The organism is Stenotrophomonas sp. 2201_Sma (assembly GCF_056486685.1).
In genome coordinates this window covers 2,498,595-2,523,187 of record NZ_CM151329.1, presented here as the reverse complement: position 1 = coordinate 2,523,187, position 24,593 = coordinate 2,498,595, and the positions used below count along the sequence as shown (strand labels likewise).

Below are 24,593 nucleotides of genomic sequence, written 5' to 3'. Positions count from 1 at the left end.
ATTGATCGCATGCGGGGCTATTGTCCTCCTGAGCCTCTCGCTGACGTCCCCCACGTTCTGCGTCGACTTCCCTCTCCGCTTCAGCGCCCGTCCGGGCGCCGTTGGCGTCCGTCTGCCTGAACACTTCCGAGATCATCGCCATGGCCCGCGTCGTCCAGTCCGCTTCACCCGTTGCGACGCCTCCCGGTGCATCTGTACCCATCGGGACCCGCCGGGGCCACTCACAGCCGTTGAAGTTGCCGGAACTGGTACAGCGCGTGCTGTTTGTCGCGACCGAAATGGCCGACTTCGTCAAGGCGGGAGGCCTGGGCGATGTGGCCGCGGCCCTGCCACGCGCGGTGCGCGGCGCGTGTGATTCGCGCGTGCTGCTTCCCGGCTACCCGGAGGTGCTGCAGCGCCTGCCGCAGCTGCGGCCGGTGGGGCAGGTCAGCCCAAGGGCCGGCCTGCCTGCGTGCACCATCGGCATGGCGGTGCAGGCCGACGGCCTGCCGATCTACGTGCTGCTCTCGCCTGAGCTGTATGAGCGGGAAGGCTCGCCCTACGTGGATGGGCAGGGACAGGAGTGGAAGGACAACGCGGTTCGCTTCGCCACGCTGTCACACGCGGCTGCGGAGATTGCGGCCGGGCGTGCCGGGCTGGACTGGTCACCGCAGCTGCTGCACCTGAATGACTGGCCGGTGGCCATGGCCGCCGCCTACGTGCGTTGGGACCGGACGGCCGTGCCGACGCTGCTGACGATCCACAACCTGGCTTACCAGGGCCTGTTCCCGTATGCGCTTGCGCCGGTGCTGGGCGTACCGGCCGCGCACCTGGATGAACTGCACTTCCACGGACAGATGTCATTCCTGCAGGGCGGCATCACCAATGCCACGCGGCTGAACACAGTCAGCCTGCGCTATGCACAGCAGATCACCGCCCCGGATGATGGATGCGGACTGCATGATCTGCTGGCCCGGCGCGCCGCCGGCGGTCACCTGAGCGGCATCGTCAACGGCATCGACGCCAGCTGGGATCCGCGACGCGACATCCACCTCAAGGCGCACTTCGGCATCGGCGAATGGACCGGACGCGCGACCAACGCACATGCGGTGCGCAGGGCGTTCGGCCTGGCGCCCTCGACCGGCCCGCTGTTCGCGGTGGTTTCCCGCCTGGTGCACCAGAAGGGGCTGGACATCACCTGTGACGTGGCGCCACAGATCGTCGCGGCCGGGGGGCAGCTGGTCGTCATCGGCGGCGGCGAGCCGCAGGTGGAAGCACAGGTGCAGGCGCTGGCCCGGCGCTACCCGGGGCGGGTGGGCGCATTCATCGGGTTCGAGGAAGCGCTGGCGCGCCAGATGTTCGCCGGCGCCGACTTCCTGCTGATGCCTTCGCGTTTTGAACCCTGCGGGCTCAGCCAGATGTACGCGCAGCGCTTCGGCTGCCTGCCGGTCGCGCATGCGACGGGCGGGCTGGTGGACACCGTCGAGGATGGCGTGACCGGTTTCCTGTTCCACGGTGCCAATGCCGATGGCCTGCGCCGCTGCGTGGAGCGGGCGATGCGCACCTTCCGTCTGCCAGGCCTGCTGCAGGCCATGCGCCGCGCCGCCATGCTGCGGCCGGGCGGCTGGGATGCGGCCGGGCGAGCCTATCTGGCGCTGTACCAGCAGACCTGCCAGGTGGCCGCATGAGCCACGACAGCACGCATCTGGCCGCCCTCGAGGACGACACCACCGCAGACACAGCACTGGATCACCGCATCGCGCCGGCGCTGGAGGACCTCGTCCATGCCCGCCCGGCAGATGCATTTGCCTGGCTGGGCCCGCACCGCCAGCGCGAGGGTGAACGGCGGTTGCGCGTGCTGGTGCCGCACGCGCAGCGCGTCGAGGTGATCGGAGAGGACGGGCGACGCTGGGATCTGCACCCGGGCCCCTTGCCCGGCCTGTTCGAGGGCGCCGCCGGTGAAGCGGCGGTGCCGCTGCTTGCCCTGCATTTCGAGCAGGGTGTGGAGCAGGTGCACGATGCCTATGCCTTCGGCCCGCTGCTGGACGAGGCGCTGCTGCAACGCTTCCATGCCGGTGATGCCGATGCGGCGCGCCAGCTGGGCGCGGTCCCGATGCAGGTGCAGGGGATCGCCGGCGTGCGCTTCGCGGTGTGGGCGCCCAATGCGCGGCGGGTCGCCGTGGTCGGCGATTTCAACGGATGGGATGGCCGACGCCATCCGATGCGGCTGCGCCATGCGGCTGGCGTGTGGGAACTGTTCCTGCCCGGCGTGCAGGCGGGTGCCCGCTACAAGTTCCGCATTGTCGGGGCTGATGGCCAGGTGATGCCCGACAAGTTCGACCCGATGGCGCGCTGGGCCGAACTGCCACCGGCCACCGCCTCACGCGTGCCTTCGGCGGCGCCGATGCAGTGGCATGACGAGGGTTGGAGGGCGGCCCGGCGCCAGGCAAGCGCCGGCGCGCCGCTGTCCATCTACGAGGTACATGCGGGCTCCTGGCAGCGCGGCGATGATGGCGCACCGCTGGACTGGGATGCGCTGGCCGACCGGCTGATTCCGTACGTGGCCGGACTCGGCTTCACCCACATCGAACTGCTGCCGGTCAGCGAGCATCCCTTCGGCGGCTCCTGGGGCTATCAGCCGCTGGGGATCTACGCACCGACGGCGCGCCATGGGACGCCGCACGCCTTCGCGCGCTTCGTGGATCGCTGTCACCAGGCCGGAGTGGGGGTGATCGTGGACTGGGTGAGCGCACACTTCCCCAACGACGCGCATGGCCTGGCCGGTTTCGACGGAACCGCGTTGTATGAGCATGCCGACCCGCGCGAAGGGGTGCACGCCGACTGGGACACGCTGATCTACAACTATGGCCGCAACGAAGTGGCCGCTTACCTGATCGGTAGTGCCTTGGAGTGGGTGGAGCGGTTCCATATCGACGGACTGCGCGTGGACGCAGTGGCGTCCATGCTGTACCGGGATTACAGCCGTGCTGACGGTGAGTGGATACCCAACGAGCAGGGCGGGCGAGAGAACCTGCAGGCGGTCGCCTTCCTGAGGCGGATGAACCAGACCCTGCGTGAGCGCTTCCCGGACGTGTTGGTGATTGCCGAGGAATCCACCGCGTGGCCGGGGGTGACCGCGCCGGTGGAGGAGGGCGGGCTTGGCTTCACCCACAAATGGAACATGGGCTGGATGCACGACACCCTGCAGTACCTGGGGCGCGATCCTGTCCATCGCCAGCATCACCACAGCGAGATCAGCTTCGGCCTGGTGTACGCCTTCTCCGAACGCTTCGTGCTTCCGCTGTCGCATGACGAGGTGGTGCATGGCAAGGGCGCGCTGCTGGCCAAGATGGCAGGCGAACCGGCGCAGCGGCTGGCCCAGCTTCGTGCGTATTACGGCTTCATGTGGGCGCACCCGGGCAGCAAACTGCTGTTCATGGGCGGCGAGTTCGGCCAGGGACATGAGTGGTCGCACGATGCAGCACTGGACTGGGAACAGGCGACCAGCAGTGAGGGCCGGGGCCTGTCGCGTCTGGTGGGCGACCTCAATGCCGTGCTCCGCTCCGAACCCGCGCTGCATCGTGACGAGCGCGATGAACGCGGTTTCGACTGGAGCGTGGCCGATGACAGCCGCAACAGCGTGTATGCCTTCATCCGCCGGGATCCTGCCGGCAGCGGCCGCACCCTGCTGGTGGTGAGCAACTTCACCCCGGTGCTGCGCGAGGGTTACCGGGTTGGCGTGCCGCAACCGGGGCGCTGGACGGAACGCCTCAACACCGACAGCGCGCATTACAACGGCGGCAATGCGGGCAACCTCGGAGCGGTGCAGACCGAGCCAAGGCCGATGCATGGCCACGCCCAGTCGCTGCGGCTGACCCTGCCGCCGCTGTCCACGCTGTACCTGCAGGTTGATGCATGACCACAGCGTCCCCGCGTCTGGGCGCTTGGCGTGCGGCCGGTGAGGGGGTGGAGTTCCGTGTGTGGGCGCCGGACGCGGACACGATGACGCTGTGCCTGCAGGGCGCGCTGCGGCCGATGCAACGCGAGCCGGACGGTTGCCACTGGCTGCGGACACAGGCATCGCATGGCGACCGGTACCGGTTCCGCCTCCCTTCAGGCCAGGACGTGCCAGATCCGGCCTCGCGCTGGCAGCCGGACGGCGTCGATGGCGACAGCGCCGTGGTGCTGGACACCGGCAGGGCGCAGGCCACGTGGCAGGGGCCCGCCTGGCAGGACCTGGTCATCTGTGAGGTGCACATCGAGGCAGGCGGCGGCCTCGCTGCACTGACCGCGCAGCTGCCGATGCTGGCCGCAACGGGCATCACCGCCATCGAGCTGATGCCGGTTGCGCAGTTTCCCGGCCGGCGCAACTGGGGCTACGACGGTGTGTTCCCCTACGCACCGGCCCATGTCTACGGCGGGCCGGCAGCGCTGAAGGCTTTCATCGACGCGGCGCATGATGCCGGACTGTCGGTGCTGCTGGATGTGGTCTACAACCACTTCGGACCGCAGGGCAACCCTCTGCGTGACTACGCGCGGGCGTTCTTCCGTGACGATCGCAGCACCCCCTGGGGTGAGGCGATCGACTTCCGCCAGCCCTGGGTGCGGCGCTTCTTCATCGACAATGCGCTGATGTGGTTGCGCGACTATGGCTTCGATGGGCTGCGCCTGGACGCGGTACACGCCATCGACGATGACCGCTTCCTGCAGCAGCTGGCCGATGAGGTGCGCGCGGAGGTGCCGCACGCGCACCTGGTGCTGGAGAACGAACGCAACCAGGCGCGGTGGCTGCGCGGTGCCTATCAGGGGCAATGGAACGACGACTTCCACAACGCGCTGCACGTGATGCTGACCGGCGAGCAGGAAGGCTATTACGCGGCCTACGCCGGTCGCGCCGACGCGCTGCTGGCCCGCTGCCTGGCAGAAGGATTCGCCTGGCAGGGTGAACCTGACCTGGGCGGCCATCCCCGCGGCGAACCCAGCAGCGACCTGTCGCCCGCGCGTTTCGTTGTATTCGCGCAGAACCACGACCAGGTGGGCAACCGTGCCTTCGGCGAGCGCCTGTCGATGCTGGTGGACCCGGCGCGGCTGCGCGCGGCGCTGGCGCTGACCCTGCTGACGCCGATGATCCCGCTGCTGTTCATGGGTGAACCGTGGCAGGCGCGGTCGCCGTTCCTGTTCTTCACCGACTATGCGCCGCCGCTGGACGAGGCGGTGCGCGAGGGGCGTCGCCGCGAGTTTTCCGGCTTCAGTGCCTTCGCCGATGCCGCCTCGCGTGCGCGTATTCCGGACCCGAACGATCCGGCCACCCTGCAGGTCTCGTACACGCCGCCGCCCGGCGATGATCCCTGGTCGCAGCAATGGCTGCGTTGCACAGGCGGGTTTTTGGCCCTGCGCAGACGCTATCTGCAGCCCGGCCTGCTGCAGGCCCGGTCGCTGGGTGCGCGGGTGCTTGGCGAGGGGGCGGTGCAGGCGGGTTGGCAGCTGCCATCGGGCCAATGGTGGATCGCGATCAATGTGGGCCCACGGCCCGTGGCGCATGCGGTGCCGGCCGGCGAGCGCGTTGTGGGTCCCGACGTTGCCGGTGTGCTGCCGGCAGGCGGCAGTGTTGTTGCGTGCTGGGTGGCGGCATGAGGACGGATACATCGGTTCGGGACGCCGCACGCCGGGCAGGTCTCCTGGAGCGCTGGACCGACGTGGCCGGCGTCGAGCGCGATGTCGCGCCGGACGTGCTTCGCGCGGTGCTGGAAGGGCTGCACTGCGATGGCGCGCCGGTGCGCCCCCGCTTGCTCACCGCCTGCTGTGGTCAGGTACTGGCGATGCCGGAGGCGACGGGGGGGGCGTGCTGGGTGGATGAACAGGAGCGCGAGCTGCCAGCACGGCCTGATACGCAGGGGCGCTGGCGAGTTCCGGATCAACCGGGCTATTGGCAATGGCGCCAGGGCGGGCGGCAACAGGCGGTCGCGGTGGCGCCGCCGCGAGCCTGGTGGCCACCGCGCATGCTGCGCGGTTGGGGTCTGTCGGCGCAGGTCTACAGTCTGCGCGCCCGCGGCGATGCAGGCATCGGTGACAGCGCCGGCTGTGCGCAGTGGCGTGAGCTGCTGCAGCGGCATGGAGGCGATGCACTGGCGTTGAGTCCGCTGCACGCCGGCTTGCCACCCGGCCCGGGCTACAGCCCCTATTCGCCCAGTGACCGGCGTTGGCTCGATCCGCTGCAGGTATCCCTTTCGCAGGTACTGCCGGAAGCCGCCGACAGCGTGCTGGGCCAGGACGAGGCACTGGCGATGGCAATTGATGCCGCCACCGCTGCACGCCGCATCGACTGGCCGCACTCGGCGGCATTGAAGTGGCGCTGGATGCGACAGGTGCGCCACTGGCTGCGGCAGCAGGCACCGGCACAGTGCGAGCAGATCGAGACCTGGTGCGATGCGCAGGGCGAACCGCTGCTGCGCTATTGCCAGCATGCCGCCGACGGGATCACCGGGAGCGCCGACGACCATGCATTTGCGCAGTGGCTGGCGCAGCAGGGCTGGGTGCAGGTGCACGCGGCGCTGCGCAGTGATGGCGCGTCGATCGGATTGATTGCCGATCTGGCCGTGGGCTGTGCACCGCAGGGCGTCGAGGCACGCACCGGTGGCGCCGATCTGCTGCAGGGGCTTGAACTGGGTGCGCCGCCGGATGCGTTCAATCCGCTCGGCCAGGCCTGGGGCATCACCAGCTGGTCACCGTTGGCGTTGCACCGCGAGGGCTTTGCACCGTTCATCCGCGTACTGCGCGCCGTGATGGCCGGCCGCGGTGGCCTGCGCATCGACCACATCCTCGGCCTGCAGCGGCTGTGGGTGTTGCCTCACGGCGCTGGCGCCGGGCAGGGCGTGTACCTGCGCTATCCATTCGATGACCTGATCAATCTGCTGGTGCTGGAATCGTGGCGGCATCGCTGCGTGCTGATCGGTGAAGACCTGGGGGTGGTGCCGCCGGGCATCCGCCAGCGGCTGGCAGCCCGGGGCATCCTGGGCATCGAGGTGCTGCCGTTCGCCCGCAACGGCGAGCGCTTCCTGCCGGCGCCGCGGTGGCGCCGCGATGCGGCGGCCATGCCGTCCACTCACGACCTGCCACCACTGGCCGGCTGGCTGCGCGGGCGCGACCTGCGCTGGCGTGCCCGCCTGGGTGAGCTGGAGGACCTGCCGGCAGCACTGCGCGCGCGCGCGCGGGACGTGGAGGCGCTGGCCGCGGTCTGCGGTGGTGACGGCGCGGCCGTGGAGGACGGAGCGCTGTCACTGGTTGCCCATGCAGCGTCGCGGCTGGCGCTGCTGCCATTGGAAGATGTGCTGGGCAGCCGTGCGCAGGTGAACCTGCCAGGCACCGTCAGCGGCCATCCGAACTGGCGACGGCGGTTGCCGCTGGCGTGGGACGGTGCCGCCGCCGATGCGCGCCTGGCGCGCCTGAGCAACACGCGCCGCAGGGCAGGGCGATGACGAGGTTGCGTGCCACCGCGCGCCTGCAGTTGCACGCAGGCTTTGACCTGGAAGCGGCCGCAGCGCAGGTGCCGTATTACGCCGCACTGGGCGTCAGTCACCTTTACCTGTCGCCGATCGCGGCTGCGGTCCCGGGGTCCTCACATGGCTACGATGGCATCGACCCGGCCAGCATCAATCCGCAGCTGGGCGGCGAAGCGGCCTTCCGCCAGCTGGCCACCGCGGCGCGCTCACACGGCCTGGGTCTGATCCTGGACATCGTGCCCAACCATCTGGCGGCATCCCCGCACAGCCACTGGTGGAGCGATGTGCTGATGCACGGGCGTCGAAGCCGCCACGCAGGCTGGTTTGACATCGACTGGGAGGCGCCGGGCTGCGAAGGCCGGCTATGGTTGCCGGTGCTGGACCGGCCACTGCACGACGCCGTGCGCGACGGCGTACTGCGGGTGGGGGTGGACGATGAGCGGCCAGGGTTGCGCCATCATGGGCTGGTCCTGCCGTTGTCGCCGCGCAGTCATCCCCTGGACGCCGCGCAGTGGCCGGCGTGGGCCGAACGCTGCAACCGCAGCGTCGAGCGGTTGCAGGCACTGCTGCAGCGGCAGCACTACCGGCTGGCGTGGTGGCGCACGGCAGGCGATCAGGTGAACTACCGGCGCTTCTTCGATATCAACGAACTGGCCGCGCTGCGGGTGGAGCGCGAGGACGTGTTCGAAGCGGTGCATGCGCTGCCGTTGCGGCTGGTGCGTGAGGGCTGGGTGGATGGCCTGCGCATCGACCATGTGGATGGCCTGTCGTCGCCCGGCACCTATCTGCAGCGCCTGCGCGAAGCGATCAACGCTGCCTGCGCAGCCGGGAGCCGTGATCCGGAGGCGGTGACCCTGCACGTCGAGAAGATACTGGCCGAGGGCGAGCAGCTGCCAGAGGGATGGGCCTGCGACGGGACCACCGGCTATGACTTCATGGACCAGGTCGGCGCGTGGCTGCACGATCCGGCAGCGGCGCCCGCGCTCGCGCGCGCCTGGCAGGCGGCGAGCGGCGACACGCGCGACTTTGACCAGATACAGCAGGACGCGCGCGGGATGCTGCTGCGCCAGTCGCTTCACACCGACTTCCAGCGCCTGCTGCGCAATGCGCAGCAGGTTCTGCAGCCCCGGCTGGCCGAGGCCGACATCGGTACGGCCGCCCTGGCGCGCGCGCTGGCCGCGCTGCTGCGGCACTACCGCACCTATCGCCCGTATTCGCTGCGTGACGCGGGTGAGCGGAAGGCATTGGTCGCCGCTGCTGCCGCGGCGCGAGCCGCGCTGGACGGTGCCGGACGGGCGGCACTGGACCTGCTGCTGCAGGCACTTCCCGGCCAGGCGCCGGCTGAAAGCGAGCTGCGCGTGCGCTTCGGGCAGCTGGCCGCGCCGTTGAACGCCAAGTCGGTGGAGGATACCGGCTTCTATCGTTACTTCAGACTGCTCTCACGCAACGAAGTCGGCAGTGATCCGCAGCGGCTGGGCATGCAGGGACGCGAGCTGCTGCAGCATGCAGCGCGGCGCCTGCGACGCCATCCCAAGGCACTGCTTGCACTGGCGACCCACGATCACAAGCGGGGCAGCGACAGCCGGGCGCGGCTGGCGGTGCTCAGCACCTGCACGGCGGAGTGGCGGGATGCTGTACGGCGCTGGAGCCGGATGGCCGCCAAGGCCGGCATGCCGCTGCCGTTGCCGGGCGCCGAGGCGTATGCGCTGTGGCAGGCGCTGGTGGCGGCGTGGCCGATGCAGGGCGCCCCCGGTGCCGACTTCGCATCCAGGATGGCGGACTGGCTGACCAAGGCCCTGCGCGAGGGCAAACGGATCAGCAGCTGGTCCGATCCCGATGTGACAGTGGAGGACGCCGCCGTGCAGTGGCTGCACGCGCTGCTGGAGGGAGCACCCTTGCTGCCGGTGCGCGAGGCGCTGGCGACCTTCGTGGCCCGCATCGCGCCGGCGGGCGCCTGCAATGGATTGGCACAGCTGTGCCTGCAGCACTGCCTGCCCGGTGTGCCTGACCTCTATCAAGGCGGCGAAGGCTGGGACCTGAGCCTGGTGGACCCGGACAACCGCCGGGCCGTGGACTATCCGGCGCGGCAGGCATGGCTGCGGGACACGCGCTCCTGGCCCGCGCTGCTGCAGGACTGGCGGGACGGCGGCATCAAGGCATTCCTGCTGCGGCAGCTGCTGGATTGCCGCCGCAGGCACCCGCACCTTTTCCTGTACGGCGAGCTGCAGCCGCTGTCCGCGCCGGCGCGCTCGCCCTGGCTGGCGTTCGTGCGCAGGCACCAGACGCAGGTACTGCTGGTGATCGTGCAGCGTGGCTCGCCCATCGCCGTGCCCGGGCCCGGCCTGAACGTTGGGCGTGACGTTCAGGCCGGCCCAACGCTGCGCGGCCTTCCGGCGGGACGCATGCGCAACCTCCTGGACGGACGCATCGAGCATTTCAATGAAACCGCGGATGCAGCACGGCTTCTGGCTGGCAGCCCGCTGGCGGTATGGATCAACGAGGAGACGGGTAGGGATGGACAGCAGGGAACGACGGCAGCGGATTGAGGCATTGGCCCACCAGATATGGGAAGCGGAAGGGCGCCCGGACGACCAGCAGCAGCGGCACTGGCACATGGCCGAGCGGCTGGTGGAGGCCGAGATTGCCGCGGCGCGCGGCGAGGAGGGCAGCGATGGCGAGCCGTAAGTGGGCACAGACCTCGCGCGTGCGCGAAGGCCGGCCGTTCCCGCTGGGGGCGACCTGGGACGGGCTGGGCGTGAACTTCGCGCTGTACTCGCGGCACGCCACCCGGGTCGAACTCTGCCTGTTCGACGCGCGCAACCGCGAAGTGGAACGCATCGCGCTGCCCGAGTACACCAATGAGATCTGGCACGGCTACCTGCCCGATGTAAGACCCGGGCAACGCTACGGCTACCGGGTGCACGGTCCGTATGCGCCGGAGGAAGGGCATCGCTTCAATCCCAACAAGCTGTTGCTGGACCCTTACGCCAAGCAGATCGTCGGCGAGCTGAAGTGGGCGCCCCACCTGTTCGGCTACACCCTGGGCCATCGCGATGGCGATCTCAGTTTCGACCGCCGCGACAGCGCCAGCTATATGCCACGCTGCGCCGTGATCGATCCGGCCTTCAGCTGGGGTGTCGAGCGTGCACCCGAAACGGCCTGGGACAGGACCGTGATCTACGAAGCGCACGTGCGCGGGTTGACCATGCAGCATCCTGATGTCCCGCAGGCCGAGCGCGGCACCTTCTCTGCACTGCGGCATGATGCGGTGGTGGACCACCTGAGCCATCTGGGTGTGACCGCCATCGAGCTGCTGCCCGTGCACGCCTACGTGGACGACCAGCAGCTGCTCGAGCGTGGGCTGCGCAACTACTGGGGGTACAACACCATCGGCTTCTTCGCCCCGCAGCCGCGTTACCTGTCGATGGGCACCGTGGCCGAGTTCAAGCAGATGGTCGCGCGGCTGCACAATGCCGGCATCGAAGTGATCCTGGACGTGGTCTACAACCACACCGCCGAGGGCAACGAGCTGGGCCCCACGCTGTCGTTCAAGGGCATCGACAATGCCAGCTACTACCGCCTGGCCGATGATCGCCGCTATTACATCAACGATACCGGCACCGGCAACACGTTCGACCTGACCAATGCCGGCGCGCTGCGCATGGTGATGGACTCGCTGCGCTACTGGGTGACCGAGATGCGGGTGGACGGCTTCCGCTTCGACCTGGCGACCATTCTTGGCCGTGAGCGCCATGGCTTCGACGCCTCGGGCAGCTTCCTCGATGCGGTACGCCAGGACCCGATCCTGAGCCAGGTGAAGCTGATCGCCGAGCCCTGGGACATCGGCCCGGGCGGCTACCAGCTGGGCCAGTTCCCGCCGGGTTGGGCGGAATGGAACGACCGCTTCCGCGATACAGTGCGCGCGCTGTGGCGTGGCGATGGCGGGCAGCTGCCGGAGTTCGCCACCCGTTTCACCGGCTCGGCCGACCTGTTCGAACACCACGGCAGGCGGCCGTCGGCCAGCATCAACCTGGTGACGGCACACGACGGGTTCACCCTGCACGATCTGGTGAGCTACAACGACCGCCACAACGAGGCCAACGGCGAGGACAACCGCGATGGCCATTCGCACAATCTTTCCAGCAATCACGGTGTGGAGGGGGACACCGATGATCCGGCGATCCTGTCGTTGCGTGCACGGCAGATGCGCAACCTGCTGGCCACGCTGCTGCTGTCGCAGGGCACGCCCATGCTGCTGGCCGGCGACGAGTTCGGTCATTCGCAGCAGGGCAACAACAATGCGTACTGCCAGGACAACCCGCTGAGCTGGATCGACTGGGAGCGTGCCTCGCAGCCGGCGGCGCAGGCGCAGGTGGCATTCGTGCGACGTGCACTATCGCTGCGCCGGCGCTATGGCCTGCTGCGCAGGAACCGGTTCCTGCGCGGTGAATACGATGAAGCGCTGGGCCTGCGCGATATCGACTGGCGGCATCCGGACGGCCGCAGCATGGAGGAGGCGGACTGGCACGACCCCGAACTGCGTGCGCTGCTGATTGTGCTGGACGGTCGAAGCCCCGACAGCGGCCTGCGTGAGCCCGGGCGGCATGTCAGCCTCGCCCTGCTGTTGAATGCCGGAGACCAGCCGCAGCGGTTCCGCGTATCGGATCAGGCGCTGTCGTTCCGGCGCGTACTGCTGCAGACCGACGAAGCGCCGCTGGAGCAGGACGGCACCGGCGACTGGACCCTGCCGCCGCGCAGCCTGTGCCTGCTCGCGGCCAGCAGCGCCTGATTGCAGCGCGCCCGCTCGGCGCGAAGACCGATCGGCAGCGCCGGGTCCCGCCCGGCCTGCCGTGAATCAGCCCAGCAGATGGCGCAGCAACCCGGCCGAGACCACGCCGATCAGCACGGTCGGCAGCATCGACAGCCGGGTGGCGGCCAGCAGGGTGATGGCCAGCGCAGCCAGATCGGCAGGCTTGTCGGCGACGAAATCCGGGGCGATCACCGAGATCAGCACGCAGCCCGGCGCGGCCTCCATGACCGTCACCGCACGCTTGCCGAGGGTGCGGTTGCGCAGGGCCAGGAAGCCGATGATGCGGGTGAGGTAGGTAACGGCGGCCATCAGCACGATGGTGAGCAGCGAGCTCCACTGGATCATGCCGCGTCCTCCGCCAGCAGCCAGGCGGCCACCAGCCCGGCCAGCGCACCACTGGCGACGTACCAGGCGCCGGGAACCAGCAGATAGGTGCCTGCAGCCACCAGCAGGCTGACCAGCCAGGGCCGCGCCGCGCGCAGGCCCTGCCACATGCCACGCAGCAGTACCAGGAACACCGCGGGGAAGGCCATGTCGAATCCATAGGCATGGATGTCGCCCAGCAGCGGGCCGGCGATCGCCCCCAGCGTCGTGCAGGTCACCCAGACCCCATACAGGCCGGCCGAGGTGCCCAGGTAGTAGGCGAGGCTGAATCCGTGCATGCGCCGCCGCGCGTCGGCAACACCCAGGGCCCAGCTTTCGTCGCACATGAAGAACAACGCCGGCAGCGTGCGACGGCGTGGCAGGTGCTGCAGCAGCGGTGCCAGGCTGGCCCCCATCAACAGATGGCGACTGTTGACCAGCGCGGTGATCGCTACGATGAGCGCGATGTGCGGAGGTGACGTCCACAGCTCGATGGCGGCGAACTCCGAGCCGCCGGCGAAGTTGAGCCCGGTCATGAGCGGTACTTCAAGCGCCGACAGGCCCTTCTGCGCAGCCTGTGCACCGAGCACCAGGGCGAAGGGAACGAAGCCGATCATCACCGGCACGGCAGCGCGCAGGCCGCGCAGGAACTCGGCGCGGGGCGTGACGTGGCAGGGGGCGTCAGGCGGAAGGAGGGAGGGTTGGGCGTCCATGTAGCGGAAGCGAGCGAGGGGGACTTCATCCTAGCGGCGACGGCACGAAATCGGGTTGCGTTGATGCCATTCAATTGAGAATGTTGCGCATCTGATGCGGCAGATGGTCATAAGGCTGAAATCCAATGCAATCTCAACTCGATAACCTTGATCGCCGGATTCTCGAGGCGCTGCAGGTCGATGGTCGTCTGCAGAACCTGGAGCTGGCCAGGCAGGTCGGTCTTTCGCCGTCGGCCTGCCTGCGCCGGGTCCGCCTGCTGGAGGAGGGCGGCTACATCGACCGCTACGTGGCGCTGCTGAACGAGACCAAGGTTGGACGGGGCTTCACCGTATTCGTGCGGGTCTGGCTGCGTGGGCAGGACGAGGACACCACCAACCACTTCATAAACAGCATCAAGTCCCTGCCGGAAGTGCTTGAATGTCATCTGATGGCGGGCGACTGCGATTTTCTGCTGCGGGTGGCCGTGGCCGACCTGGACGCGTATCGCCAGTTCCAGATCCGGCATCTGAACAGGATCGCCGGGGTGCAGAACACCAAGACCGAGATCCCGATGCAGCGGATCAAGCAGACCACCCGGCTGCCGCTCTGAGGCCGTGCCGCGCCGGTCGCCGGTGCGGTGGTCATCGCAATGACATCTGCCCCCGGTAGGGTCTGACCCCGCTTGCCGGTCGCGCGCGGGCGACCTCCCGGTCGTGCCGCCTGCCTCCGTCACAGCTGCGGTCGCTGCCGAGGGTCATGTGTTCAACGTCAGGGGGCTGGATGGACGCCACGCGGTCAGAACATGGAGAGTGGCCATCGCTGCGTGGCTGCTGCTGGCCTTCGTCGCCACGGCCGAGGACGACGTCCGTGCCTACGACATTCCGGCGCAGCCGCTGGAGCAGGCAGTGGAGCGCTTCAGCGTCAGCAGCGGGTGGTCGGTGATGTACGCCGGCGAACTCGCTGCCGGTCGGCGCAGTTACCCGCTGCACGCCAGCCTGCCGCCGCTGCAGGCGCTGCAGACCCTGCTGCAGGAGACCGGCGTCGAAGCCGAGGTGATCGGCGCGCAGCGCGTGGTGCTTCGGCTGGGCGCGCAACCCGAACGCGCAGCCGGTCCCGTCGGCCTGCTGCCGGAATCCGAGCGCAGCCGTCGTTTTGGAGGGCTGCAGCAGCGGCTGCGCGACGCGTTCTGTGACGACCCCCTGCTCGCACCGGGCCGCTACGCGGCGACGCTGCGTTTCCGCATCACCGCCGAGGGCCATGTCGACGATGCCGAACTGCTCGTCGGCAGCGGCGACGCCCGGCGCGATCGGCGCCTGTTGCTTGCCATCGGCAGGCTGGCGCCGTCCATCGACGCCGCCGCGTTGCCGCAGCCGGTGACGCTGCAGATCCAGCCCTCCCGTGCCGACCACGACTGTGGCCGACGGCAGCCCCTTCCATGATAAGGATTCGAACATGAGCAACGGAACGGCCGGGGCGGTGGACCTGATGGATCACCTGCTGGGGGCTTACGATGAACTCAAGCGCCGGCTGGTGCGCAAGCTGGGCTCGGAAGAGCTGGCAGGCGATGCGCTGCAGGACACCTGGATGCGCCTGAGCGCACGCCGCGACCGGCTGGACCCGGTGCAGAATCCGGCGGCCTATCTGTTGCGGATGGCGATGAACACCGTGATCGATCGGCAGCGCGCCGACTATCGCCTGCTCAGCCTGGAAGAAGTGGACGCGCTGATGGAGATGGCCGATCCGGGCCCCGGTCCGGCTCAGGCTGCGGAGCTTGATCGTGCCCTCGAAGACATGGTCGGCCTGCTGCACCGCATGCCCGAACGCCGCCGCCGGATCCTGCTGGCGATCCGCGTGGACGGCCTGCAGCAGCGGGACGTGGCCGAGCAGCTGGGCGTGTCGCTGCGGCTGGTGCAGCGCGAACTGAAAGCGGCCCAGGACTATCTGGCCGAGCGCAGCGGGCAGGACCGGCAGGTGCGGTTCTGACCGGCGGCGTCCGTCTACACTTTGACGCCGAGCAGAACCCCGCAGCGTGCGGGCATGGCTGGACTGCGCATGGACCCTGATGATCGCCCGCACCGCACGCTCGACGCCGTGGAGCGCCAGGCCCACGCCTGGCTGGTGCGTCTGACGTCGGGCGAGGCCACGGCAGCCGACGGACGCAGGTTCCGCCAATGGTGCGCGACCGATTCGCGTCACCGCGAAGCGTTTGCCCGTGCGCGGCGGCAATGGGAGCAGGTGCGCTTGGCCGGTGAGCAGGTCCCGGCTGCGGCGCGCCAGCCGCAGGCACCGGGCCTGGCACGGCGATGGAGCCGGCGTGCATTCCTGGGGGCGGCCATCGCCGCCCCCGCCAGCCTCGCCGTGGTGGCAGCGATCCGTCCACCGTTGGGGCTGTGGCCGTCGGTGAGTGCGATGGCGGCCGACTTCCATACCGGCACCGGCGAGCGCCTCCAGCTTGCGCTGACGCCGCAGTTGACGCTGGAGCTGGATACGCAGAGCAGTCTGCGGCGCCGGATGGGTGCGGGTGGCGAGGGTTACGAGCTGGTGCAGGGGCAGGCGGCATTCGAGACCGCTGCGGGTTCACGCCTCGCACTGTACGCGGGGCCGGGCTGTGTGATCGCCGATGAGGGCGCAGCCCGGCTGGACGTGCGCAATACCGGGGGACACGTCCGGGTGACGTGCCTGCGCGGCAGCGCCCGCATCGAGCACCCGCAGGGCCGGCTGCGGCTGCAGGCCGGACAGCAGACCCGCTACGACGAACGCCTGAGCGGCGTGGTGGCCGAGGCCGTGGCCGCCGAGGTCAGCGCCTGGACCGAAGGCATGCTGGTGTTCCGCCGCGCGCCGTTGCGCGAGGTGGTGGACGAGATCAATCGCTATCGCCGCGGCAGGGTCCTGCTCGGTGACGGCGCACAGGCGCGTGCGCCGGTCAGCGGTCGCTTCCGCATCGATGACCCGGACGCGGCGCTGGAACAGCTGCGGTTGACGCTGTCGTTGGAGCTGCGTCGCTTCCCGGGCGGTATCGCCGTCCTGGGGTAGAGCCCCCGGCCACGCGCGTCGCGTGGCTGCCGCATGCAAGGAGAAGCCAAGGAATGCGCAACGAGACCATCGGTGTGCTCGACCTGCGACGCAACCTGTCCGCATTGCTGGAGACCACGCAGCGTCGTCCATTGACGGTGCATCGCTATGGATCGCCCTGGGTCTGCGTGGTGTCCGATCCGCAGTGGCAGGAACAGTCCGTGCTGCTGGATTTCGACCCGCAGGGCCATCCGCTGGCTGCCCTGCTGAGGTTGCAGCAGGCGCTGTCGCTGCCGGAGAAGGGCAGCGTATCACCGGCAATGGCGGCCCGCGGTCTGCTGCTGATGGCGATGCATGGCATACAGGGCCTGCCACAGTTGCACGACCAGGTGATCCATCACCGCTTGTGGCACTGGTTCGTGGCCGGTGCGGTGACCGTGATGGACGGATGGCAGTTGCCGGCACTGCGCCAGGCCACGGCCGCGTTGCTGGCCGACGCGGACGCGGCCGGGTTGCTGTCCGCATTTGCCCGACGTCCCGACGTGATGGTGCTGGCACGACAATGCGGCGGCATCGCTCCGTTGCTGGATGCCGATGCCTGCAGGCGCATGACGTCGCTGTGACAGAGCGGCTGAAGCGCAACACACGGCACATCACGCGCAACGCGCTGTCGCTTCATCGACCCTGCTGACGTCTTCTCCAGAGTACGGCGCATCCGCGTCGTGGAGCGCAGGCAGCGTCGATGGCGGAACGTCGCAGGATCAGCATGCTCGAGCTGGATCGCCACCTGAGCCGGTCGCTGGAACAGGCCCGGCACGCGCCGCTGTGCGTACAGCGCTACGGGCATCCGTGGGTCTGGGTGCTTTCCAGCGACGCCTGGGCAGACGCCGCGCGATGGGCGGCGCTGGACGTCGAGGCGCATCCGCTGCTGGCGCTGCGCCGCGCAACCGATGCGCAACTGCCGGCGTGGCCGGAAGCAGCCATCGCGACGCTGCCCCTGGACATGGACGATGTCCGCATGCTGCAGCGTGCCGCTCTGCTGCTGTGGGTGCAGGCACTGGACAGCGCGCAACGGGTACACGATGACCTGCGCCATCACCAGGTGTACCGCCGCTTCGTCGGCTTCGGCCGTGGCAGCGCCTGGTCGCCGACGCAATGCGTGCGGATCCTGCAGGCCAGTCGCCACCCGCTGCTGCGTCGCTGCGTGGAAGGCGCGTTGGCGGCAGTACCTGCAACGCTGCTGCAGTCGGCTGCCGTGCCGCCGGCGGGCGCCAGCGCAGACAGGGTGGAGCAGCAGCGAATTGCAGGTGGATGTTTATCGTACTGACACATGCGCCGCTGACCATGGTGCAGCGGTCCCTTCCAGGATGACGAGGGCGGAACAATGGCAAGACAGCTTCGTGGTGGCAGGGCCCGGCAGCACGGTTTCAGCCTGATCGAGATCATGGTGGTGGTGGTGATCATCGGCATTCTTGCCGCACTGATCGTGCCGCGCCTGATGGATCGTCCCGATCAGGCGCGGGTGGTGGCGGCACGCCAGGACATCGCCGCACTGATGCAGGCGCTGAAGCTCTATCGCCTGGACAATGGCCGCTACCCCAGCACCGAGCAGGGATTGCAGGCGTTGGTGGCGCCGCCCAAGAGCAGCGGCGCGATGCCGACAACCCCCTATCTGGACCGCCTGCCGAACGACCCGTGGGGGCATCCGTACCAGTACCAGAACCCGGGCGCGCACGGCGACATCGACGTGTTCTCCCTTGGCGCGGACAGCAAGGCCGGAGGTGATGCCGGCAATGCGGACATCGGCTCCTGGCAGCTGTGAGGTCCACCGATGTCGCCTCCGATGGCAGCCTTTCCGTGTCGTCGCCAGCAGGGCATGGCGGTGATCGTCGCGATGCTGGTGGTCGCACTGGTGGCGGTGATCGCGACCGCGCTGCTGACCCGCCAGGCCGCGCAGCTGCGTGCGCTGCGTGGCGACCAGCTGCGGGCGCAGGTACGCATGGCCGTGGATGCCGCGCTGGAGCGCGCGGGGCAGCAGCTTCGTGACGACGCGCGCGAGCAGCTGACCACCGTGCGCGACGGTCGCTGGGCACGGCCGGTGCAACTGGATGCGCCGCTGCCGGTGCGCCTGCAGATGGTGGACGCGCAGTCGCTGTTCAACCTGCGCAACCTGTTGTCGCAGGGCCAACCGGATGCGCAGGCGCGGCAGGCCTTCGTGGCGCTGTGCGTGGAGCAGGGGGTGTCTGCGGCTACATGCAGCGGTGCCGCGGACCACATCCAGGCACGGCTGCGCGACGGTGATCGCGCCGCGCAGGCGCCCCTGCCGCGCGAAGCCCTGATCGGGCAGGCGCTGGCCGATGCCGAGCCACGCGCCGTCCGGGCGTTGTCCCGGCGCACGGTGGTGTTGCCGGCGCAGACGCTGGTCAACGCCAATACGACTGACTTGGCCGTGCTGCAGGCGGTTGCACCCGGCGCTGATCCGGGCCGGCTGCGGGCGCTGGTGGACGAGCGCGATGGCGGCCGCTGGCTGCTCAACCGCGGTGATATTGCCAACCGCCTGCAGGTGAGCAGCGAGCAGATGTCGGTGATGCCGCTGGGCATCCACAGCGAATGGTTCCTGGCGGTCGGACAGGTCCAGGCAGACGACCGCGACGTCGATTTCCGCGCGTTGATCTGGCGTGAGTACCGCGATGACAGCGTGCGCGTGCAGCGTGTATGGACGAGGATCGGCGCATGAGCGTGCAGCTGCGGGTGCGCCTGCCGGCGCTGGATCGACTGCAGGCCGACAGCCGGGTGGAGTGGGCGCAACTGCAACGCGGTGACGTGGCGGCGCATGGCTGCGAGGCGCTATCGGCGTTGGGACAGCGCCATCCGCAGGCACAGGTGCACGCCTGCCTCGATCCGCATGACCTGATCCTGCTGGAACTGCAGCTGCCGCCGCTGTCAGGTCGCCGGCTGCAGGCCGCGCTGCAGGGCGAGGTGGAGGCGATGCTGCTGGACGACCTGCAGGATGTTGCGCTGGCCAATGGGCCGCAGGCGGCTGACGGGACCGTGCCGGTGGCATGGCTGGGCCAGCAGGCCGTGGCCCAGGCGCAGCAGCTGCTGGCGTCGTGCGGCCTGAGCCTGCAGGGGCTGTACCCGACGCCGCTGCTGCTGCCGTGGACGGAGGGGCGGGCCACGCTGGAGGCGAAGGGCGAGCACCTGCTGGTACGCAGCGGGCGCGACCGCGGCTTCGTGCAGTGGAGTGGCGGGCGCGACGTGGCAGCCGTGCTGCAGGCAACCTCCCTGCGCCTGCAGCAGGCCGGCGTGCAGGCCGTGCAATGGGTGCATGCGGTGCCCACCGGTTGGCCCGGACACCTGCAGACCAGCACAGTGGCCGCGGGCAGCGAGGCCAGCGGCCCGCTGCCGGCATGGGCACTACCGCTGCAGCGCGGCGGACGACGCCTGCCACGAGTGGCGATCGGGCTGGCACTGGCGGCCGGGGTGCTCGCCGCGACGGGCCTGCAGTTGCAGGTCTCGCGCTGGCGCGGCGAAGGTGAGGCGTTGCAGCGGGAAATGACGCGGCAGTTCAGCGCGCAGTATCCGGAAATCACCGAGGTACTGGATCCGGTCCTGCAGGCACGGCGTGCGTTGGCCGCACCGGTGCAGACGGCTCCACTGCCGCGGATACAGCAACAGGTCGCGCTGGCATTGCAGGCGGTTCCGGAGCTGGCCGGCCGCGTTCGCGGCATGGACTACACGCCCGGCGCGCTTGAACTGGAACTGGACGCCGATGCGCAGGCGCTGGCCGATGATGCGCAGCATCTGGAACGATGGCAGCAGGCGGCGCAGGCGCAGGGCCTGCAGCTGGTCCGCCAGGGCGGTGGCCGCCTGCGGCTGAGCACCGGGGGCAGCCGATGAGGGTACGGACTGCGTGGATGGAAGGCGGCATCGCGGCGCTGTCGCAGTGCTGGCGGCGCCTGCAGCTACGCGAACGCGTCATGCTGACGACGATGGTGGGTGCACTGCTGGCCGCTGCGCTGTGGGCATTCTGGCTGGAGCCCCTGCTGAAGCAGCGCAGCTACTGGCAGGTTGAGCTGCCGCGCCTGCAGGCACAGATGCGGGCACTGGCGCCCTTGCTGGACGCGCGCGAGCGCCAGCGCCTGGCCCGGGAGCAGCGGCCGACACTGACCAGCCTGCGTTCGCGGATCGCCGCCGCCGGCCTTGCCGATGCCGTGCGGGTCGACGCGCGCGAGGGACGCTGGCACGTGCAGGTGCAGTCGGTGCCCGCCGATGTGCTCTGGAACTGGCTCCTGCCGCTGCTGGCCGACCCGACCATCGAACTGCAACGACTGCAACTGCAACGCACAGGGGACGCGGATATGCCGGCGGCACGCATTTCAGGAAGCATCGTGATGAAGGCCGTTGCGGGTGAGCTTCGATGAGGTCGATGCACGGTCTTGCCTGTGGCGCGGTGCTGGCTCTGGTCGTGGGGATGGTCCACCTGCCCGCGCCGGCATGGGCGCAGGATGCCAGCGACGAGCCGGTGCAGTTGAATCTGGTGGATACCGATATCGGTGGCGTGCTGCGGATGGCGGCGCGTTTCACCGGCCGCCAGTTCCTGATCGATCCACGCGTGACCGGCAAGATGACGGTGGTATCGGATGGTCCTGTCAGTCGCGCGCAGGCCTATCAGCTTCTGCTCGGCGCACTGCGCATGCGTGGTTTCGCCGTGGTCGAGAACGGTGGCATTAGCCGGGTCGTGCCACAGGCCGATGCCAAGCTGCTGGGCGGCCGGGTAGGCGGCGGAGCGGCAGGTGGAGAGGTCGCCACACGGACCTTCGCGCTGCGTTACGAGAATGCGGCCGCACTGGTCGCGGTGCTGCGGCCGATGATCAGCCCGGACAACCCGATCACCGCCAACGCGGGCAACAATACGCTGGTCATCACCGACTATGCCGACAATCTGGAACGCATCGCGCGGGTGATCGCCAGCGTGGACACCCCGGCTGGCATGGACACCGACGTGGTCAAGCTGCAGCAGGGGATCGCCGTGGATGTGGCCGCGATGGTCGCACCGCTGCTGGATGCGCAGGGCGCCGAGCCGGGCCAGAAGGTGGTAGTGATGGCCGATCCGCGCAGCAACAGCGTGCTGCTGCGCTCCAGCAGCCCGGGGCGCACGCGGTTGGCACGCCAGCTGGTGGAGAAGCTGGACCGGGCACAGGACGAGTCCGGCAACCTGCATGTGGTCTATCTGCGCAATGCACAGGCCACGCAGCTGGCGGGCGTGCTGCGTGGCGTGGTGGCCGGGCAGAGCGACGCGCAGGCGATGGGCAGCAGCGAGGGCATCACGCCGCTGCCTGGCGGGGCCGCTCGCAGCGCGCCGACGCAGCCGCAGCCGCAGCAGGCCGGGGCCACGGGCAATGCGCTGCCGTCGCAGCGGCTCGATCCGGACCGGCGCGACCCCGCTGATGCCGGCAGCAGTGGCTTCAGCCAGAACGGCATCTCCGTACAGGCCGATGTCGCCACCAATACGCTGCTGATCTCGGCGCCGGAGCCGGTGTACCGCAACCTGCGTCGGGTGATCGACCAGCTCGACCAGCGGCGCGCGCAGGTGCTGGTGGAAAGCCTGATCGTGGAAGTCAACCAGACCGATGCCGCTGAACTGGGCGTGCAGTGGATGCTGGGCAATGGCCGTACGTTCGCAGGCACCCACTTCGGTGGTGCGACCGGCGGCAGCGGCCTCAATGGCACGGCGCGCACCACGCTGGACGTGCTGCCGCGCGATGGCCTCAACGTGGGCGTGATCGATGGCACCATCACGCTGCCGGGCGTGGGCCAGATCCTCAACATGAAGGCACTGGCCAACGCGCTGCAGAGCAAGGGCGGTGCCAACATCCTGTCCACGCCGAACCTGATGACGCTCGATAACGAGGCCGCCAGCATCATGGTCGGCCAGACCGTCCCATTCGTCAGCGGCCGCTATGTCACCGACGGCGGAGGTGGCAGCAACAATCCGTTCCAGACCATCGAGCGCGAGGACATCGGCCTGAAGCTGCGGGTGCGCCCACAGATCTCCGAAGGCGGGACGGTGAAGCTGGACATCTATCAGGAAGTGAGCAGCATCGACGGGCAGAGCTCCAGCAGCGAGGGCATCATCACCAACAAGCGGGCACTGGACACCAGCGTGCTGCTCGACGACGGCCAGATCATGGTGCTGGGCGGCCTGCTCGAGGACAGCGTCAGCCACGGTCGCGACGCGGTGCCGGGCCTGGGCCGGATTCCGGTACTGGGCGCGTTGTTCCGCAGCGACACGCGCAGGCGCGCCAAGACCAACCTGATGGTGTTCCTGCGACCGCACGTGGTGCGTGACCCGGCGGCCGGCCAGCGCCTGACCCGCGATCGCTACGACTACATGCGCAACGCTCAGGCCGGTGCACAGCCGGTGCAGAGCTGGGTATTGCCGGCGCTGTCGGCGCCGCAGCTGCCGCCACAGGACCTGGGTACGCTCGGCCAGGGCAACGCGCGCGACGGCCAGGGGCGACCATTGCAGAACACCAGTCTGGCCGCCCTGTACCCGACCGGCGAGGGCACCGCGCAACATGTGCAGTTCGCGCAGGGCCTGGACCCCGCACGCGCCGCGCAGGCGGTGGCGCAGGTGCGGGCATTGGGGCTGCAGGCGTACGCAGAAGCCACACCCGGCGCAGCGGGTCAGCGCCTGCGGGTGCGACTGCCACGTGATCCGGCACAGCTGGACCCGGCCCTGCAGCAGCTGCGGGGCTTGGGATACACCCCGGAACTGGTGATCGGGCCGTGACCGTGGCCAACGATCTGCGATCACTGCCGTATGCCTGGGTGCGCAGCCACGGTGTGCTGCTGGCCGACACGAATGATGGGCCGGTCCTGCTGGGTACCGCCGAGACCCCGGCCTGGGCTGTCGCCGAGCTTCGCCGCCGGCATGGACCCCTGCCGTTCCAGCAACTGGACAGTGCGGCCTGGCAGCAGCGGCTGGGCGAACAGTATCGTGACGGCGGCGACGCCGCGGCGGTCGTCGGCGCGGCGGAGAGCGAAGTCGACCTTGACCGGCTGATGCAGGACATGCCGGAGATCACTGATCTGCTGGATGCACAGGATGACGCGCCGGTGATCCGCATGATCAATGCGCTGCTGGCACAGGCCGCGCGCGATGGCGCCAGCGACCTGCACATCGAGCCGTTCGAGACCCATTCGGTGGTCCGCTACCGTGTCGATGGCACGCTGCGCGACATGGTGCAGCCGCGGCGCGCCCTGCATGCCGCCCTGGTGTCGCGCATCAAGATCATGGCGCACCTGGATATTGCCGAGAAGCGCCTGCCACAGGACGGGCGCATCGCCCTCCGCGTAGGCGGCCGGCCGCTGGACATCCGCGTGTCCACCGTGCCGACCGGGCACGGCGAGCGCGCGGTGCTGCGCCTGCTGGAGAAGGATGCCGGCCGGCTGCAGCTGCAGCGCCTTGGCATGGCCGACGACACCCTGGCCACGTTCACCGGCCTGATCCGCCAGCCACACGGCATCGTGCTGGTCACCGGCCCGACCGGCAGTGGCAAGACCACCTCGCTGTACGCAGCGCTCGGCCAGCTCGACAGCGGCACCAGCAACATCCTCACCGTGGAGGATCCCGTGGAGTACGACTTCGCGGGCATCGGCCAGATCCAGGTCAATGCGCGTATCGGGATGACCTTCGGCACCGCGCTGCGCGCGATCCTGCGCCAGGATCCGGACACCATCATGATCGGTGAGATCCGCGACCTGGAAACCGCGCAGATCGCCGTGCAGTCGTCACTGACGGGTCATGGCGTGCTGGCCTCGCTGCATACCAACGATGCGATCTCGGCAGTGACCCGGCTGGCAGACATGGGGGTGGAGCCGTTCCTGCTGGCGTCTTCGCTGCGCGGTGTGCTGGCACAGCGGCTGGTAAGGCGCCTGTGCATGCAGTGCCGGCGCGCGGAGGTCGACGCCGACGGTCGCACGGTGTGGCGGGCAGTGGGCTGCGCAGCCTGCGCACACAGCGGCTACCGCGGGCGAACCGGCATCCATGAGCTGTTCGTGGTTGATGATCGGGTGCGCGCGCTGATCCATGAAGGGCAGGGCGAGCCCGCGCTGCGCCAGGCGGCACGGGCCGCCGGCATGCGCAGCCTCCGCGAGGACGGCCAGCGCTGGGTCGACAGCGGCCTGACCACGCTGGAGGAAATCCTGCGCGTCAGCGGCGACGGTTGACG

The 24,593-nt window shown here is 69.3% G+C and carries 21 protein-coding genes; 19 read left to right on the top strand and 2 right to left on the bottom strand.

All coding sequences use genetic code 11. The features are described from left to right. Window positions 1–140: 140 nt before the first annotated feature. Genes glgA through glgX form a run of 7 tightly spaced genes read left to right on the top strand, consistent with a single transcriptional unit; the run spans window position 141 to window position 12,267 of the window. A complete protein-coding gene (gene glgA, locus ACZLIF_RS11800; protein ID WP_128988271.1) occupies window positions 141–1,667 on the top strand; it encodes a glycogen synthase GlgA in 1,527 nt (508 codons plus the stop codon). After that, entirely contained in the window at window positions 1,664–3,898 is a 2,235-nt protein-coding gene (locus tag ACZLIF_RS11795) for a 1,4-alpha-glucan branching enzyme (protein ID WP_128988269.1), read from the top strand. The genes glgA and ACZLIF_RS11795 overlap by 4 nt, the downstream gene beginning before the upstream one ends. Then, on the top strand, window positions 3,895–5,613 hold the full coding sequence (treZ, locus tag ACZLIF_RS11790) for a malto-oligosyltrehalose trehalohydrolase (RefSeq protein WP_128988267.1): 1,719 nt from the start codon (window positions 3,895–3,897) through the stop codon (window positions 5,611–5,613). Before ACZLIF_RS11795 ends, treZ begins: the two co-directional genes overlap by 4 nt. After that, on the top strand, window positions 5,610–7,454 hold the full coding sequence (locus tag ACZLIF_RS11785; RefSeq protein WP_128988265.1) for a 4-alpha-glucanotransferase: 1,845 nt from the start codon (window positions 5,610–5,612) through the stop codon (window positions 7,452–7,454). The genes treZ and ACZLIF_RS11785 overlap by 4 nt, the downstream gene beginning before the upstream one ends. Beyond that, window positions 7,451–10,024, top strand: a complete 2,574-nt coding sequence (treY, locus tag ACZLIF_RS11780) for a malto-oligosyltrehalose synthase (RefSeq protein ID WP_128988263.1) — start codon at window positions 7,451–7,453, stop codon at window positions 10,022–10,024. The genes ACZLIF_RS11785 and treY overlap by 4 nt, the downstream gene beginning before the upstream one ends. Next, complete coding sequence (locus ACZLIF_RS11775) at window positions 9,993–10,163, top strand: DUF2934 domain-containing protein (protein ID WP_080375226.1); 171 nt, start codon at window positions 9,993–9,995, stop codon at window positions 10,161–10,163. Before treY ends, ACZLIF_RS11775 begins: the two co-directional genes overlap by 32 nt. Continuing rightward, window positions 10,150–12,267, top strand: a complete 2,118-nt coding sequence (gene glgX, locus ACZLIF_RS11770; protein WP_065176123.1) for a glycogen debranching protein GlgX — start codon at window positions 10,150–10,152, stop codon at window positions 12,265–12,267. Before ACZLIF_RS11775 ends, glgX begins: the two co-directional genes overlap by 14 nt. A 66-nt stretch (window positions 12,268–12,333) precedes the next feature. Here the strand turns inward: glgX and ACZLIF_RS11765 are convergent, their stop codons facing one another. After that, a complete protein-coding gene (locus tag ACZLIF_RS11765) occupies window positions 12,334–12,633 on the bottom strand; it encodes an AzlD family protein (RefSeq protein ID WP_053516356.1) in 300 nt (99 codons plus the stop codon). Continuing rightward, complete coding sequence (locus ACZLIF_RS11760) at window positions 12,630–13,364, bottom strand: AzlC family ABC transporter permease (protein WP_053516354.1); 735 nt, start codon at window positions 13,362–13,364, stop codon at window positions 12,630–12,632. Before ACZLIF_RS11760 ends, ACZLIF_RS11765 begins: the two co-directional genes overlap by 4 nt. Window positions 13,365–13,489: 125 nt before the next feature. Between ACZLIF_RS11760 and ACZLIF_RS11755 the strand changes: the two genes are divergently transcribed. From ACZLIF_RS11755 to gspE, 12 genes are all read left to right on the top strand, one after another. Continuing rightward, window positions 13,490–13,954 carry an Lrp/AsnC family transcriptional regulator gene (locus ACZLIF_RS11755; RefSeq protein WP_128988259.1) on the top strand — a complete coding sequence of 155 codons (465 nt, stop codon included), beginning with the start codon at window positions 13,490–13,492 and terminating at the stop codon, window positions 13,952–13,954. 148 nt (window positions 13,955–14,102) lie between these two features. After that, window positions 14,103–14,783, top strand: coding sequence for a TonB-dependent receptor (locus ACZLIF_RS11750; RefSeq protein ID WP_128988257.1), 681 nt, complete (start codon window positions 14,103–14,105; stop codon window positions 14,781–14,783). Window positions 14,784–14,796: 13 nt separating this feature from the next. Further along, window positions 14,797–15,327, top strand: coding sequence for an RNA polymerase sigma factor (locus ACZLIF_RS11745; protein ID WP_128988255.1), 531 nt, complete (start codon window positions 14,797–14,799; stop codon window positions 15,325–15,327). A 69-nt stretch (window positions 15,328–15,396) separates the two neighbouring features. Then, window positions 15,397–16,377 (top strand): FecR family protein, encoded by a 981-nt coding sequence (locus ACZLIF_RS11740; protein ID WP_128988307.1) that lies wholly within the window; start codon window positions 15,397–15,399, stop codon window positions 16,375–16,377. Between the two features lie 53 nt (window positions 16,378–16,430). Beyond that, a complete protein-coding gene (locus ACZLIF_RS11735; RefSeq protein ID WP_128988254.1) occupies window positions 16,431–16,979 on the top strand; it encodes a hypothetical protein in 549 nt (182 codons plus the stop codon). A 143-nt stretch (window positions 16,980–17,122) separates the two neighbouring features. After that, window positions 17,123–17,683, top strand: coding sequence for a hypothetical protein (locus tag ACZLIF_RS11730; RefSeq protein WP_241685947.1), 561 nt, complete (start codon window positions 17,123–17,125; stop codon window positions 17,681–17,683). Window positions 17,684–17,740: 57 nt separating this feature from the next. Beyond that, the gene (gene gspG, locus ACZLIF_RS11725; RefSeq protein ID WP_111186858.1) at window positions 17,741–18,178 is read left to right on the top strand and encodes a type II secretion system major pseudopilin GspG; all 438 of its coding nucleotides are present in this window, start codon (window positions 17,741–17,743) and stop codon (window positions 18,176–18,178) included. A 54-nt stretch (window positions 18,179–18,232) separates the two neighbouring features. Continuing rightward, the gene (gene gspK / locus ACZLIF_RS11720) at window positions 18,233–19,093 is read left to right on the top strand and encodes a type II secretion system minor pseudopilin GspK (RefSeq protein WP_128988305.1); all 861 of its coding nucleotides are present in this window, start codon (window positions 18,233–18,235) and stop codon (window positions 19,091–19,093) included. Continuing rightward, on the top strand, window positions 19,090–20,256 hold the full coding sequence (gene gspL, locus ACZLIF_RS11715; RefSeq protein ID WP_128988252.1) for a type II secretion system protein GspL: 1,167 nt from the start codon (window positions 19,090–19,092) through the stop codon (window positions 20,254–20,256). Before gspK ends, gspL begins: the two co-directional genes overlap by 4 nt. Further along, the gene (gene gspM / locus ACZLIF_RS11710; RefSeq protein WP_065176113.1) at window positions 20,253–20,780 is read left to right on the top strand and encodes a type II secretion system protein GspM; all 528 of its coding nucleotides are present in this window, start codon (window positions 20,253–20,255) and stop codon (window positions 20,778–20,780) included. The genes gspL and gspM overlap by 4 nt, the downstream gene beginning before the upstream one ends. Beyond that, a complete protein-coding gene (gspD, locus tag ACZLIF_RS11705) occupies window positions 20,777–23,152 on the top strand; it encodes a type II secretion system secretin GspD (protein WP_128988250.1) in 2,376 nt (791 codons plus the stop codon). Before gspM ends, gspD begins: the two co-directional genes overlap by 4 nt. Window positions 23,153–23,154: 2 nt before the next feature. Beyond that, window positions 23,155–24,591, top strand: a complete 1,437-nt coding sequence (gene gspE / locus ACZLIF_RS11700) for a type II secretion system ATPase GspE (RefSeq protein WP_343132734.1) — start codon at window positions 23,155–23,157, stop codon at window positions 24,589–24,591. Window positions 24,592–24,593 lie beyond the last annotated feature (2 nt).

Bases quoted from the DNA above. Each gene is read 5' to 3' on its own strand.
- treY (WP_128988263.1), top strand. From the start codon at position 7,451: ATGACGAGGTTGCGTGCCACCGCGCGCCTGCAGTTGCACGCAGGCTTT.
- ACZLIF_RS11745 (WP_128988255.1), top strand. From the start codon at position 14,797: ATGAGCAACGGAACGGCCGGGGCGGTGGACCTGATGGATCACCTGCTG.
- ACZLIF_RS11785 (WP_128988265.1), top strand. From the start codon at position 5,610: ATGAGGACGGATACATCGGTTCGGGACGCCGCACGCCGGGCAGGTCTC.
- glgA (WP_128988271.1), top strand. From the start codon at position 141: ATGGCCCGCGTCGTCCAGTCCGCTTCACCCGTTGCGACGCCTCCCGGT.
- ACZLIF_RS11735 (WP_128988254.1), top strand. From the start codon at position 16,431: ATGCGCAACGAGACCATCGGTGTGCTCGACCTGCGACGCAACCTGTCC.
- glgX (WP_065176123.1), top strand. From the start codon at position 10,150: ATGGCGAGCCGTAAGTGGGCACAGACCTCGCGCGTGCGCGAAGGCCGG.
- gspG (WP_111186858.1), top strand. From the start codon at position 17,741: ATGGCAAGACAGCTTCGTGGTGGCAGGGCCCGGCAGCACGGTTTCAGC.
- gspD (WP_128988250.1), top strand. From the start codon at position 20,777: ATGAGGTCGATGCACGGTCTTGCCTGTGGCGCGGTGCTGGCTCTGGTC.
- gspL (WP_128988252.1), top strand. From the start codon at position 19,090: ATGAGCGTGCAGCTGCGGGTGCGCCTGCCGGCGCTGGATCGACTGCAG.
- ACZLIF_RS11795 (WP_128988269.1), top strand. From the start codon at position 1,664: ATGAGCCACGACAGCACGCATCTGGCCGCCCTCGAGGACGACACCACC.
- ACZLIF_RS11760 (WP_053516354.1), bottom strand. From the start codon at position 13,364: ATGGACGCCCAACCCTCCCTCCTTCCGCCTGACGCCCCCTGCCACGTC.
- ACZLIF_RS11740 (WP_128988307.1), top strand. From the start codon at position 15,397: ATGGACCCTGATGATCGCCCGCACCGCACGCTCGACGCCGTGGAGCGC.
- gspM (WP_065176113.1), top strand. From the start codon at position 20,253: ATGAGGGTACGGACTGCGTGGATGGAAGGCGGCATCGCGGCGCTGTCG.
- ACZLIF_RS11775 (WP_080375226.1), top strand. From the start codon at position 9,993: ATGGACAGCAGGGAACGACGGCAGCGGATTGAGGCATTGGCCCACCAG.
- treZ (WP_128988267.1), top strand. From the start codon at position 3,895: ATGACCACAGCGTCCCCGCGTCTGGGCGCTTGGCGTGCGGCCGGTGAG.
- ACZLIF_RS11765 (WP_053516356.1), bottom strand. From the start codon at position 12,633: ATGATCCAGTGGAGCTCGCTGCTCACCATCGTGCTGATGGCCGCCGTT.
- ACZLIF_RS11730 (WP_241685947.1), top strand. From the start codon at position 17,123: ATGCTCGAGCTGGATCGCCACCTGAGCCGGTCGCTGGAACAGGCCCGG.
- gspK (WP_128988305.1), top strand. From the start codon at position 18,233: ATGGCGGTGATCGTCGCGATGCTGGTGGTCGCACTGGTGGCGGTGATC.
- ACZLIF_RS11755 (WP_128988259.1), top strand. From the start codon at position 13,490: ATGCAATCTCAACTCGATAACCTTGATCGCCGGATTCTCGAGGCGCTG.